Annotated in this window: 13 protein-coding genes; 2 read left to right on the plus strand and 11 right to left on the minus strand. The window is 49.8% G+C overall.

What is annotated here, in order from left to right; all coding sequences use genetic code 11:
• Positions 1-138: 138 nt before the first annotated feature.
• The 11 genes from HMPREF0908_RS06705 to HMPREF0908_RS06745 form a co-directional block, all read right to left on the minus strand.
• Positions 139-1230, minus strand: coding sequence for a GmrSD restriction endonuclease domain-containing protein (locus HMPREF0908_RS06705; protein WP_006690706.1), 1092 nt, complete (start codon positions 1228-1230; stop codon positions 139-141).
• Positions 1227-1457 (minus strand): adenine-specific methyltransferase EcoRI family protein, encoded by a 231-nt coding sequence (locus HMPREF0908_RS06710; RefSeq protein ID WP_006690707.1) that lies wholly within the window; start codon positions 1455-1457, stop codon positions 1227-1229. The genes HMPREF0908_RS06705 and HMPREF0908_RS06710 overlap by 4 nt, the downstream gene beginning before the upstream one ends.
• Positions 1458-1464: 7 nt before the next feature.
• Complete coding sequence (locus HMPREF0908_RS11435; protein ID WP_006690708.1) at positions 1465-1647, minus strand: adenine-specific methyltransferase EcoRI family protein; 183 nt, start codon at positions 1645-1647, stop codon at positions 1465-1467.
• Positions 1648-1654: 7 nt separating this feature from the next.
• Positions 1655-2917, minus strand: coding sequence for an adenine-specific methyltransferase EcoRI family protein (locus HMPREF0908_RS06720; RefSeq protein ID WP_006690709.1), 1263 nt, complete (start codon positions 2915-2917; stop codon positions 1655-1657).
• A gap of 408 nt (positions 2918-3325) precedes the next feature.
• Positions 3326-3475, minus strand: a complete 150-nt coding sequence (locus HMPREF0908_RS11100) for a hypothetical protein (RefSeq protein WP_211204792.1) — start codon at positions 3473-3475, stop codon at positions 3326-3328.
• Positions 3472-3735, minus strand: coding sequence for a hypothetical protein (locus HMPREF0908_RS11105; protein WP_006690711.1), 264 nt, complete (start codon positions 3733-3735; stop codon positions 3472-3474). Before HMPREF0908_RS11105 ends, HMPREF0908_RS11100 begins: the two co-directional genes overlap by 4 nt.
• 12 nt (positions 3736-3747) lie before the next feature.
• Positions 3748-6936 carry a YobI family P-loop NTPase gene (locus HMPREF0908_RS10945; protein WP_156778211.1) on the minus strand — a complete coding sequence of 1063 codons (3189 nt, stop codon included), beginning with the start codon at positions 6934-6936 and terminating at the stop codon, positions 3748-3750.
• 54 nt (positions 6937-6990) lie between these two features.
• Positions 6991-7476: a nucleotidyl transferase AbiEii/AbiGii toxin family protein gene (locus HMPREF0908_RS06730; RefSeq protein WP_211204793.1), complete on the minus strand. Its 486-nt coding sequence runs from the start codon at positions 7474-7476 to the stop codon at positions 6991-6993.
• A gap of 176 nt (positions 7477-7652) precedes the next feature.
• Positions 7653-8132 carry a hypothetical protein gene (locus HMPREF0908_RS06735; protein WP_006690714.1) on the minus strand — a complete coding sequence of 160 codons (480 nt, stop codon included), beginning with the start codon at positions 8130-8132 and terminating at the stop codon, positions 7653-7655.
• Between the two features lie 342 nt (positions 8133-8474).
• On the minus strand, positions 8475-10202 hold the full coding sequence (locus HMPREF0908_RS06740) for an adenine deaminase C-terminal domain-containing protein (protein WP_006690715.1): 1728 nt from the start codon (positions 10200-10202) through the stop codon (positions 8475-8477).
• Between the two features lie 9 nt (positions 10203-10211).
• A complete protein-coding gene (locus HMPREF0908_RS06745; RefSeq protein ID WP_006690716.1) occupies positions 10212-11528 on the minus strand; it encodes an NCS2 family permease in 1317 nt (438 codons plus the stop codon).
• 526 nt (positions 11529-12054) lie between these two features.
• Between HMPREF0908_RS06745 and HMPREF0908_RS10950 the strand changes: the two genes are divergently transcribed.
• On the plus strand, positions 12055-12192 hold the full coding sequence (locus tag HMPREF0908_RS10950) for a hypothetical protein (RefSeq protein WP_156778212.1): 138 nt from the start codon (positions 12055-12057) through the stop codon (positions 12190-12192).
• A 69-nt stretch (positions 12193-12261) separates the two neighbouring features.
• Positions 12262-12561 carry a hypothetical protein gene (locus tag HMPREF0908_RS06750; RefSeq protein WP_006690719.1) on the plus strand — a complete coding sequence of 100 codons (300 nt, stop codon included), beginning with the start codon at positions 12262-12264 and terminating at the stop codon, positions 12559-12561.
• Positions 12562-12599: the final 38 nt, after the last annotated feature.

Consider the following 12599-nt stretch of genomic DNA (forward strand, 5'->3'; position numbering starts at 1 on the left):
TCACCCAAGAAGGTATTAAACCGTTATGCTGGTGTTTAATAGCCAAGAACTCGGCGAGGACGGCTGTTTATCTCATCCGCTATATTTCGGATATCTTCTAAGATTGATAGGATACTATCGTCTCCCTATTTCCATCACTCACACATTACTCTTCCTTCGATTGCATGGCGCACAGAGCATCTGGCAGTTCTCTGGGGTTGTTTTCCCGCCCTTGCTCCACGGCGTGATATGATCCGCCTGCATCTCCTCTATTTGAAATTGTTTCCCACATTTTGGACAGATTCCCTTTTGTCGCTGATATGCTGCACGGGACATACTCGAAGAAAACGCTCGTATACTCAGACATTTCTCCGCACCGCCGAGCACGTACTCATATACACCGGACTTCTTCGTGACATCATCGTCCTCCATCAGTGCGGCAACGCGTGCTTCCAGTGTTTTCGGGTCATATTTCCCGTCTTTATACCTATTGTAAAGGATTCCCCACTCCAAGCCCTTCATTTCTTTGCGATACTGCGGGAACGTAACCTGTACCCAATCCACAACACCTTTGAAGTAAAGCCACAAATCACTGCAATTCGTATCATGCTGGTGCTGTGCCATATAGTCCTCGATCTCAATATCATCTCGCGCCGCAATCCATCGGAGCGCCGTCTCCAAGTAATTTTGGCGGATCGCCGAACCGCTTAAATAGTCCTTGGCAAGCTGATGTGCAGGACACAGGGGTTTACTGAAGCGTTTTTTCGCCTCGGCAAGCCACTCTCCCGTATAGATTGCGTTGCGCAGTTCCTGTGCCGTCAACTGCTCACCGGCAATGTTGATGATCTTGAACCAATCCAGCTTTTCCCGATCCGTCCCTTCGCAGATGTAGACCATGAGAGGATAGTCCAGTATCTGCTGTTTCTCCTCAGCAGTCAGATTGTGGAACGCTCTGTGCTCAATCGAAAAGTCTCCATGAACGTACTGACAAATGCTGATCGTGCGCTGCTGGCCGTCCAGAAGCTCAAAATGCTCCCCTCCGCTTTTGACCCAGTACATGACATTCAGGGGGAAATTTTTCTTGATCGTATGAATTACTTCATCGCGCTGTTTATCCTTATAGATAAATTCACGTTGAAATGCCGGTCGGATGTTGAGTTTTCCGCCATATCCCACAACGCCGTTCTCCGCGCTGTCAAGGTATCCCTCCACGACGGCTCGAACAGGGATTTTTTGCAGCTCAATCTTCATGATGATACCATCCTTCTACGAATCAGAATACGTGGATATGTGTTTTTTGGTATGCCATTTGCTCCGATCAGCACCGGCGTTGCATTGAGGTCACTATAGTTGGGATAGTCAGCCTTGGTATATACCTTGGAGCGCAGCGCAGGATCGCCAGCACCGCGCTTTGCCATGCCGATAATCTCAAACTGATCGGGATTGTATTTGTCGAGAAATGTAATGGGAACGCCCATGATGCCATTACATCCTGTATCGGATAAAGAGACGCTTATACTTCCGTTCGCCGTGCAGGAGCGGCTGTGCAACACCGCTTGTGGAATCCCAGATTCCATGTGAGAATCCCTTTCCCTCGCTCTCGCTTGCTCCAAGGATCTCGAATTGATCGGGATTATATTTATCAAGGAAGGAGATCGGGACGCCCATGATACCGTTACACCTTCCGACGGATGATGATGCGGCTGTATAATCTCCGCAACATTCTGTCTGTCTGTCTGTCTGTCTGTCTGTCTGTCTGTCTGTCTGTCTGTCTGTCTGTCTGTCTGTCTGTCTGTCTGTCTGTCTGTCTGTCTGTCTGTCTGTCTGTCTGTCTGTCTGTCTGTCTGTCTGTCGAATCATGCGCATTTACAGCATTCTTGTCAACCCCCTCTGCTAAATAAAATCGTCCCGTCCCTCGTTTTCCATTGTATAATACGACAGGCTCCGCCACCTGATAGTCCGCACCAATGATCTCAAATTGATCGGGATTGTATTTATCCATATAGGTAATCGGGACACCCATGTGCTCGAAATAATCACATGGAATATCTGCCGTTTTTCCTACCTCAATCGCATCATAATTATCATAGCGCGGGTACTCCTCCGGCGTATAATGCTTGTAGAGGATCAGATCCTCATGTCGCGCATCATAGTCAATATTTGTGAACCAACGCACCCCCTTGACACGGATATATTTTCTTCCATGATCGTCAACCCGACATCCCGCAGCATTGAGCGGATAACTGTCCGGCACACGGAACTCCCGATCGCCGCTGTGGATCGACGCACCCAGCCACAGTCTGTTCTGCATGATCAGTGGAAACACTTCCTTATAAGTGATCGCATTGATATTTCCAATGATGAGAAAATCCTTCTCATATGTGACAAGCTGAGCAATAAACTCACGAAACAGGGAAAATGGCGGATTCGTTACAACGACATCGGCTTCCTGCAGGAGTTCCAGACACTCCGCACTTCTAAAGTCCCCGTCGCCATTGAGTAGTGTGAGTGTATTTTTCTTATTTTTAATCAGATACTCCACATCTGCGAGATCAACCCTACCGTCCTTATTCTCATCCTTGACCTCTGTGATTTCAATTTTATAGGTTCTACGTGAAATATCTTTTGGTGATACGGCATCCACAAAGGAGGCAAACCCCTGCTGCCCTCCCTCCTCATAGTATTGGAGTTCCGTGCCGCGCAGAGGAGAGGTTTGATAACAAGTCGCAATGAGCTTTTTCAAGTAAAGAGCATTGAAATTCATTGCAAAATACTTGAAAAATGCACTTTCATAGGGATCATCACAGTTACAGAAAACAACCTTTCCTGCAAAATACGTACGATAATTGCACAACTCCTTTTCAATATCTGAAAGCTGCGTATAGAATTCATCCTTCTTCGCTTTTGCCGCCTTATTCAGATCTGTATTCTTTGCCATACCGCTACCGTCACTCTCTCTATGAAACCATCTTCCTTAATCCGATTATAACATAAAGAAAAACCGCCGTACAGATGTAGGCATCGGCTGCTAGAAATTCGGGGAAGATTTACGTCATCTTATGCATCCTGAACTCACATTGATAACACAAAACAAAAATCTCGCCCCTACATTTGCAGAGACAGGCTTTGCTATGCCCTCTGTTCCAATACTTGCTCAACATAATGTACTCCATGCGGTTACCGAAGAAGAGGTGCTCCTCACCGCCGATGGCATAGTTCCCACGATCGGAATATCGATCGTCATCGTTGATGTGCGGAACGTGCTTCATATGGTACGCCTGTGCGAACTGATACGGCGCATTCTCGCAGTTCAGCCCCGAACGCTCCAGGATCACGCGGCTACCCTTCAGCAGAAGGATGCGGTGACGGTATCCGCGTCAAACGTGACGGCAATGCGCAGGGGCGCATAGTACCAGCCGTATGTACTCACATAGCAATTCAGATTTCCTGCCTGCGTAGGCGCGCCGAGGGTCGCCGTCACCTCTGCCAAGGTCATGCCGAGGTGGATGCCCGCAATCGATTCGTTGAATGGGGGGCCGTGCGGTGCAGCATCTGATGGTCGTTCAGCTTGATGCTGTCCGTGTCCGCATGGCGAATGTCCCATGTGAGATAGAGACTGCGGCTTCCCGTGCTCTCAAGGATGTCAAACCGCCCCGCCCCATTGGAGCCGACACCTGCAAAGTCATACGCAACGAGCACACGGCATCCATTGATGTAGCCGTCCCCCATCTGCAGGACACGACTTCCGTCCGCCATCGTATCAAAGTCTTATGAGATAGCTTTCACCCAGCACACAAGGACTGTCGCCTCTATAGAATCGTCCTCCGTTGCAGGATTTGCTTCATCTGCAAAACTAGTAATATAATCAATATCTTTCAATCGTTGTGCGATCTTCTCATTGACATCCGTCTTGGAAATCCGAACTTTATGCTTAGTACGATCCACAAAATCGTGATGAGGCTCATCCATATCATCAAAGCACCGCTCAAAATCTTCGCTCCCCAAAAGATCCGCACACGCCGCCATGAGATCCAATCGCTCAGAGTGACTGAGATAGTTCCATGCAGCAAAGAAGATTTCCTTTGTCATCGGCAACTGTAGGCTATACAGATTCTTTGCAATCCGCTCCGTCATATGTCCAATCCCATACTGTTGAAGGAGTTCCCCTCTCAGCGCAGGACTTGACTCCGGCGCAAAAATGATCTGCTCCAGAAAGTCCTCAGTGACCGTATTCGCATCGATATGCTCTTCCCGTACCAGAGGCAGAAGTATACGCAGAATCGACATGTCAAATCCGCCATTGACAAATGCGCGGATAAAATCGCCATCCAGATACTCTGCCGCTGATTCCCTCAGGGAATCAACATTTCCCACGGTAAACTTATGCAGCTCCTGCGTTATCTGAAACTGTGACCAATATACATAGATATTTTCCCACGTTGCTGCTAGCTTTTTCGTCGATAAAATCGTATCCCATATCCGACGAACACCTTCCTCGTAGTTTTGGAGATGGCCATAGCAACAATCGCGCAATTTGGATACACGAAAGTTTTCTTTGTCAATGAGCCTTTGACAAAGATCAATCTCTTCGATCAACCGATCCAATAATGCTAAAACATCTGCTTCATCGTCCGCAAGATGTTCTTGTTGGAGCATAACTTCCTTTATATAGAAAATCAGATTGTCATGGACACGATCCACAAGAGGTGCGTATCCGGCTTTCCGAACAACTGTATAACTCTTTGCAGGAAAGTCTTTCGCCAAGAGGGGCGCAACATGTACAATTACATTTTGTACCATATCCACATTCAGGACATAACGATTTTTTGTGAATATATCATCCAAAATCACTTTTGATACTCCATCAATATCAAGGTGATGAAATTGAACAGAAAGTATATCCAATGCTTCGCATATACAATCTGCTCTTACGCCCTTTAACCGTTGCAGGATATTTGCATTCCGCTCAAAAACATTGGTCAATAGTCCACTAACATTGAGTTCACCAATTCTTTTCTTTGGGACATTTTCCAAAATCCGTGCAAGGAACAAATCTTGTTGATCCTCGAATATCCACCGATAATCTTCAATCGAAACCCATATATTCGTCCAACGCATTGCCAGCGCTTCAATAAGCCTTCCGGATTGCTTTCCACTTTCGACATAAAAACAGAGGAATTCCCAACTCCTTTTGTCCGAAAACTTTAGCCTAGTGTATAGCGCCTCCTTTTTCTCCTCCGCCCCATCATGGGAAAGAAGTGCATCCACGAGATCGCAGTTATAAATTTCCTTTTGCCCAAAGTCCTCCACACTTAGATCTTGAATCACGGCAAGAGGTTTATGGAGTTCATAAAAAAACTCAGTTTCTCTTTGTTCCTTAACTGTACGTATGAAGTCCCGATCACTCTCGGGATAACTCTCTCCCTTAAAATAATTGATGTAATCTGCGTATGCCTCATCAATATAACCACGGCAAACAAGAAATACCAACAAGCCGTTGTTTTTTGCTTTCTCTCTCACCAAACCGATATTGTACTCGTCAATCATGGTGCGAAGGGGAGCATGTAACAAATCGCGTAGCTCTTTTTCCTTACTCAAAACCTCTTTTTCAGATGCGTAGTTTCGCTGAGAGTCTAACCACTGCCGCAACTCCGTTTCTTTTCTGTTTCTATACAACGGCTTTCCTGCAAACACCTCTTTGATAATGCCCTGTTCTCCTTGAATATGAGCAAAATCCTGCGGATAGAGATTCTTAAAGAGGATCATTGCAAATATTTTGTGATCCGCAAGGGCAGTATTTCTACTTTTCTTCAATGTTCCCTTATAGATCAGAAATTCATTGCATATATTGCGTAAGATACGCATATCTGCAATATAGGGGGACACATCCCTCATGAACTGCTCCGAGATATTATGACAGCACTTGTCTTTTTCTTGCTCTTTTCGCAGCCATTCCAGCAGCGCTTCTCTGGAGTTGGTCGTGTTGATGATTGGAATCACAGGAATGATAAAATCAAAGAACTTTGTTCGGTCTTCCTTACCAAACAAATCATCACGAACAGCGTAAACAAAGACAACAGGTTTCTTCGATATTGCATCGCTATTGTTCAAAAGGGTATTGAGTTCGCGCAGGCGTACAAATATATTTGGCTCATCTAGTCGATCCAAATCCTCAAAAAATACAACGCGGTATTTCGTCACTTCAAAGAAATAGACAATTTCATCCAGATGCCTGTTAAATACGGACTCTGATTCCCTTTCCGATTCGATTCCAGTACCTGCGGGCAGTTTCAAAGATTTCAGCTTGAGATGAGAAAACAGGAATCGCCACTTATAAACAGCCATTCCAAGGATAAATAATACAAAAAGAAATAACCCACCCATAGATGTTACAGTCGAACCCCCACTCCGGAGTGTCATCCAGTCAACGAGAGCCACCACTCGATCGAGGGTAAAAGGAACAAACAGAAAAACAAGTGAAATGCTCAGAAAGAGAACAAGAACAGCACTGTAATAGTCATTCCAAAAGGATCTATCGCAGAGTTTATGATAGCGGCTCTGTGGAATCTTATCTGATTCCACCTTGTAGAAAATCTGCTTAAGGATCCACTCGGATACTTCGTTCAGGGTTTGAGACGAATCATCATGCCGACACGTTTTTTCCTGTCTGTCAGTATCTCCCTTACAAATTTCAAACTCCGCCATCGATATCTTCATTGATACGTCTGATATGATGCGATTTTTACTACAAAGGTGATCGAAAATAATGTGTTTTCTCTCACGTTCGTTTCTCAAGAAGGTTTCAATGATACTACTTTTTCCGGAGCCATATGCTCCCGCAAGAGCAATATTATGGATATCTTTCTGCTGAAGCGCCCATGTGAGTGCATCCAGATATTCCTCCACCTGTTCTGCGCAATCCGTTGGCGTCAATGCTTTATACGATAATCTGCTCATATATTCCCACATCTTTCATCTTGTATAATATCCAATATCTTGAAAACGTTTTACCTACCGCCCCCTCAGGTTCTCCGTGATCTGCTTGAAAAAATCTGCACTCCATAGATCGAGACTCGATCTGTCACGAATGAACAGTTCGACATCCTGCCGCCCCTGTGCAAAATCAATAGTGTCAAACCGCTCGCACAGCATCCGTTTGATCTCCGGGAGATCACAAGGGGCATCGGGTGAGATGCGCTCGGACTGAATGAGACGTGCGCGCAGATGCTCCAGATTGACAGCCGCGCCCTTTGCAAGCAGGAAAACATAGTCGTACAGGTCTCTTCCCTTGACCCTATTTTTCCATGCGCGGCAGATGACAGCGTGTATCTTTCCGGCAAACAAGGAGGGCAAATCGTACAGATCAATGCTGTATGGAGATGGTCGGAGCTGATACCGATGCTCGAACGTCGCGTGTGTGGGCGGCCATACATCGATCTCGAATTTGATCTTGATTTTCTCATCCCTTGAGACGCCGCCCGTGAAACCTTCATCCACATAAAACAATAGCAGATGCTCTTTCGTATTCCCCTTCAAAAACGCTGACTGGATATTGCTTTCCCGTAATTTTTCTTTTTTCGACGGTGAGATTCAGCCCGAATGACCGCACTTCTTTTTCCAGTGCAGGAAAGTACGCCACAAGGTCAAATGCAGCATCTGCTCAATTCCTGCATTCATGCTCTCAGTCTCCTTCTCAATAATGTGGCAAGTTGTCTTATATTTGTCGATCGATAAAACTGCGCGAGAAATGCAACTTTCTCCGCGCTTAAACTCTGAAACGCTGTCTCTTCCACGCGGAGATCGTCAAACACGAGTGCAGACAGTTCCCTTGTGTTTGCAGTCGGCGGCATGGTATAAAGCTGATCGCAAAGTGCCTTCTCGGGTTCTGCGATGCGATAAAAATAGTCCCCCTCCTGCAAGCGTCTAATGCCCAAAGGGAATACGGCGGATGGAACATCTCGATAAAGGAACACGCCAAAAGGCGTTTGATATTTCTTATTCTTTCTCTTTTCAAACGTAGCACTTGTAACCACATAGACAGCCTCAGGGATCATACCGCAGAATCCCAACGCATACGCAAAAGAAATGTAAGATGGTCGGTCCATAAATGTTTCCGGCAAGAAGATGCCTCGAGATATCTCGATCTGTTTCATAGAGGCCTCTTACAATCTGGATGTATATTCCCTCTTTGACGAGGTGGGATAGTTTTGCTTTGGGATTTGCATAGGAGCTCAGCTCCGCTAATATCATATTTGTAGTTTTTATCATATCTGCTCCTCCTAGTTCAACTATATTGGACTAGAAGGAGGAAATCAATCATTTTACGGAATTATTGATACAATGAAGTACGTCATTAATGTAGAATTTCTATCTTTTTTTCTACAGAGGAAACGACCCAGACACGTAGCAAGGGCCATAGTGTCCGATCTTCTATTAAAGGGACGGCAGAGCGAGAATACTCGCTCCGTCGTCCCTTTTTGTCGGTGAAATCACATTCACTCTGCTGGCCGAACCTCCACCATCAGCGGCACGATCTCTCCGCGCCGCACATCGACGATGCCTTTGTCCGTCAGCTTGATATCGGGGCTGACGGGGAGTGCAAGTGTCGCAAAGGACATGATGGCATTATCATGCCGATAGCCGTTTTCCGCAAGGACGCGGCGAACGTGCGCGATCTGCTCGCCGAGGACGGGGAGCGGGCGGTCAGAGAGGATGCCTGCAATCGGCAGCGGCGCAAAGGCCTGTACACTGCCGTCCCGCACCGCAGCAACCCCGCCCTGTGCCTCAATGACGGCGTTCGCCGCCGCCTGCATATCCGCCGCGGTCTGTCCGAGGACGAGCAGGTTGTGGCTGTCGTGCGCATAGGTGGTCGCCGCGGCACCGCGCGTAAGCGCTGTCCCACCGACGAGTGCCATGCCGCAGCCGCCATTTTTACCGTGCCGCTCAAAGACACAGGCAAGGTTGTAGGGGCTGCTCTCCCAGTCGATCACACCGCCGCGCACGGGCAGCTCTGCCCGCCCCTCCGCAACGAAGGTCGTATGCTCCTGCACCTCGAGGATGCGGCAGAGCACCGCCCCCTCCGCGATCGGCGCACGCAGGACAAAGTCCTCGGCACTGCGCGGCGCCAGATGCACGCTGCGGTAAAAATGCGCGGGGAACGACGTGTCCCGTTCCGGCTCCTCCCACGCCTCGCCGCGCGCAAAGACCTGCCGTCCCGCGCGCCAGACACGCTCGATCTCAAAGGCCCGCAGATCCGAGAGCACGACGAAGTCGGCGACGTGGCCGGGGGCAATCGCACCCTTGTCCCGCAGCCCCATATGCTGCGCGGGTGCATAGGTCGCCGCATAGACCGCCTCCTCGGGCGCAAGGCCGAGCTCCATGCTCCGCCGGACGAGGTGGTCCAGCTGCCCGCGCCGCATGAAGTCATCGGGCATCGTGTCGTCCGTGACGAGGGCCAAACGCCCCGACAGACGGTTCTCCATGAGGTAATCGAGGAACTCCTTCTTCAGTGTCTTTTCCTGCAACTGGATGAACATTCCATTTGCGGCGCGCTGTGCGAGACCCTCGAGCGACTGATCCGTATGATCGGAGCGGATGCCGCGGCAGAGGAGCTGGGCCAGCTCCCATCCGACGAAGCGCGGGCAGTGCCCCTCGATGGAGAAATCCGGCCGGCCGTGCTGAATCTGGCGGATCAGACGATTCGTCTTGGAGTGCGCGTCCGCAATGACCTCGCGGCAGTTCATCACCTCGCCGAGGCAGATCACCTGATCCATGTGCATGAGCGCCTCGACATCATCGTTATCGATCGCGGCACCTGCCGTCTCGAGCGCGTCATTCGTCGACGGAACGGACGAGGGGATGGCGATGCGGACATCGCAGGGGCCGTCCTGCGCACTCTGCATCAGCGCGCGGATGCCTGCGAGACCGAATACATTTGCGATCTCATGCGGCTCCGCGATGAGCGTCGTCACACCGCTGCGCACCGCGCCGTTCATAAACGTACGCGGCGCGCACATCGTACTTTCAATGTGCATATGGCAGTCGATCAGCCCAGGGATGACGTACTGCCCCGTGAGATCGACCGTACACCGCGGTGTGAGCGGCAGTTCGTCCATGCCGACATAGGCGAAGCGATCGCCGCTGACGGCAATATTGCCCGGGATGAATTTTTTGAGATAGCTGTTGTATATCTTTCCATCAGTCAGAAGGATGTCAATATCCATACCATACTCCTATTTTACCCCTGCAATGGCGTAGAAATAATACGCGAGCAGGAGGGCAAGCAGATAGTGTCCCTTGTGCAGTTCCGCCGTGCGCCCCATGGCAAGCTTGATAATGACGAACGAGATAAAGGCGACGGAGATGCCGTTCGCGATGTTGAACGTGAACGCGGTGAACGCAACGCAGAGAAATGCAGGGATATACTCGGCGATATCCGTATAGTCAAGATTGCGCATACCCGCCATCATGCTGACACCGACATAGATGAGAACAGGTGCCGTCGCCGCTGCAGGAATCATCAGTGCGAGCGGCGTCACCGCGAGGATGAGGAGGAATGCGAGGGCCGTCGTGCACGCCGTCAGTCCCGTGCGGCCGCCCGCCTCGACCCCCGCGCCGGACTCGAGATAGGTAATGAGCACGGGGATCGTAAAGAGCGAGCCGATCGTCGCGGCGATGGAGTCCACGTGAAAGACCTTGTCAAGCCCCGGTAGATCGCCATTTTTGTCGAGGAAACCTGCCTTGCCCCCAATGCCGATCGCCGTGCCGAAGCTCGAGAAGAAATCCGGCAGGAAGAACGCAAAGAGGAACGGCAGATACGCGAGATTGAGCGCACCACCAAGGTCAAAGTTGAAGAAAATGGGGGCGATGCTGTCCGGGATACGGAAGATGCTCTCGGGGAGCTTGGTGACGCCCATGGGGATACCGATCACCGTTCCCGCGAGAATACTGATGAGAGCTCCACCGCGCACCTTACGTGCAGAGAGAACCAGCAGGATGATGAATGTGATCGCCGCGAGGAGGACAACCGGCTGTGTGAGATCGCCGAACGAGAGCGCGACCTTCTTCGCATTTGCTGCGAGCAGCTTTGCATTGCGCATCCCGATCACGGCGAGGAAGATGCCCACACCCGCACCGATCGAGATCTTGATGCCGCGCGGGATTGTCATGACAATAGCCTTGCGTATGCCAAGCACTGTCACGATGATAAAAAGCAATCCGCTCAGAAAAACGATCGCACTCGCCACACCAATTGGTACATTCTGCAGCTGCACCATCGTAATCGAAAAAATCGCGACACTGCCCATGCCGGGCGCGAGGGCAAATGGACGGTTCGTATACAGCCCCATCGCCATCGTCGCAGCGAAGATCATAAGCACCATGCCCGTGAGCATCGCTCCCGTCGGAACGCCTGCCTCACCCATCATGTGCGGGACAACGGCGAGCACATAGCCCATCGTTGCAAATGTCGTGAGCCCAGCGATGACCTCCGTTGTCGCCGTTGTGTGATTCTCCTGCAGCCGAAACTGCCGCTCAAAGAATGAATTCATTGGACACGCCTCCCAAAGGCAATCATAAAAAATTGAAGACGCTTTATTATAAACCCGTTATCAAACTTTTCCAATAATAAAGACGAAAATATTTCCTGCATCTCTAAAATCCCGCGTCCTTCTCAATATGAGGAGGATTATGATGTGTGCCGCCAACGAACGTGTGTCAGATGCCAATGCAGAGGAATGATCCCCGCAGTGAAAGCAGACTTTTCGAGGACGACAGCCGCCCTGCGCGCAAACGGCTGGAGCACATCGACGATCTGCCAGCCCGCTGTTATTCGGATGCAGTACTCGACGAGGAGCTTTTCCCCTCCTGCGTCGCGAGGCAGTCTACGCTGTGCGTATCCATAGTGATTGCGCTATTATACATATTTGCTGCATTCACGGCTTCCTCTCCGGTATGCAAAAGAAGCGCTTGCACGTGCTCTGCTGCCGCCCATACATAAAGTTCTCTCCAAAAGGATTTTCAACATGTTCGGAGAATTATTCCTTAGATTTTGAATTCAGCGAAGGAGAACACATTATGTACAAGAATCTTTTATGTTCCATCTTCTTTGCCGCAGTGCTGCTCCTATATGGGGGATCTGTGCATGCTGCCGAGAAGGAATTCCCGCTGATCGAGAATGCGGATGCCGCGGTCTTTGTCAACCGAGTGAACTAGGTTCTGCATGGGGAGGACTCCCCTGTCGTCCTGACTCCGCCCGCATACGACAAAGCAAAATCCGATTTCATGATACCGCTCTATACATCCCATACGCCGAGCGGTGTCACGGTCGATCTCTATATGACGCCCGACCGCGCCTATGTGCATCGTGCAGCGGCAGATACCGAAGTGATCGATGTGCAGGGTCTCAACGAAGCGATCGCGGTGATTGCCGCCGTTGCTCTCGCCAGCGGCATGACACACGATGAAATGTCTGAACTGTTCCTATGGAAGCCCGCAGAGGAGGTATACGCCCCAGACGAGCTGAAATGGGTCACGCCGGAAACGACGTTCAAGGTCAGTCGCGTTTACTGCAATGCGCGGTAGCAGATGATGGGCTCCGACTATCTCCGCGTTGGCCCATT

The organism is Centipeda flueggei ATCC 43531 (assembly GCF_000160695.1).
Taxonomy (GTDB): Bacteria; Bacillota; Negativicutes; order Selenomonadales; family Selenomonadaceae; genus Centipeda; species Centipeda flueggei.

Bases quoted from the DNA above. Each gene is read 5' to 3' on its own strand.
- HMPREF0908_RS06705 (WP_006690706.1), bottom strand. From the start codon at position 1,230: ATGAAGATTGAGCTGCAAAAAATCCCTGTTCGAGCCGTCGTGGAGGGA.
- HMPREF0908_RS06710 (WP_006690707.1), bottom strand. From the start codon at position 1,457: ATGGGCGTTCCCATTACATTTCTCGACAAATACAATCCCGATCAGTTT.
- HMPREF0908_RS11435 (WP_006690708.1), bottom strand. From the start codon at position 1,647: ATGGGCGTCCCGATCTCCTTCCTTGATAAATATAATCCCGATCAATTC.
- HMPREF0908_RS06720 (WP_006690709.1), bottom strand. From the start codon at position 2,917: ATGGCAAAGAATACAGATCTGAATAAGGCGGCAAAAGCGAAGAAGGAT.
- HMPREF0908_RS11100 (WP_211204792.1), bottom strand. From the start codon at position 3,475: ATGACCTTGGCAGAGGTGACGGCGACCCTCGGCGCGCCTACGCAGGCA.
- HMPREF0908_RS11105 (WP_006690711.1), bottom strand. From the start codon at position 3,735: ATGGCGGACGGAAGTCGTGTCCTGCAGATGGGGGACGGCTACATCAAT.
- HMPREF0908_RS10945 (WP_156778211.1), bottom strand. From the start codon at position 6,936: ATGAGCAGATTATCGTATAAAGCATTGACGCCAACGGATTGCGCAGAA.
- HMPREF0908_RS06735 (WP_006690714.1), bottom strand. From the start codon at position 8,132: ATGAAACAGATCGAGATATCTCGAGGCATCTTCTTGCCGGAAACATTT.
- HMPREF0908_RS06740 (WP_006690715.1), bottom strand. From the start codon at position 10,202: ATGGATATTGACATCCTTCTGACTGATGGAAAGATATACAACAGCTAT.
- HMPREF0908_RS06745 (WP_006690716.1), bottom strand. From the start codon at position 11,528: ATGAATTCATTCTTTGAGCGGCAGTTTCGGCTGCAGGAGAATCACACA.
- HMPREF0908_RS10950 (WP_156778212.1), top strand. From the start codon at position 12,055: ATGTACAAGAATCTTTTATGTTCCATCTTCTTTGCCGCAGTGCTGCTC.
- HMPREF0908_RS06750 (WP_006690719.1), top strand. From the start codon at position 12,262: ATGATACCGCTCTATACATCCCATACGCCGAGCGGTGTCACGGTCGAT.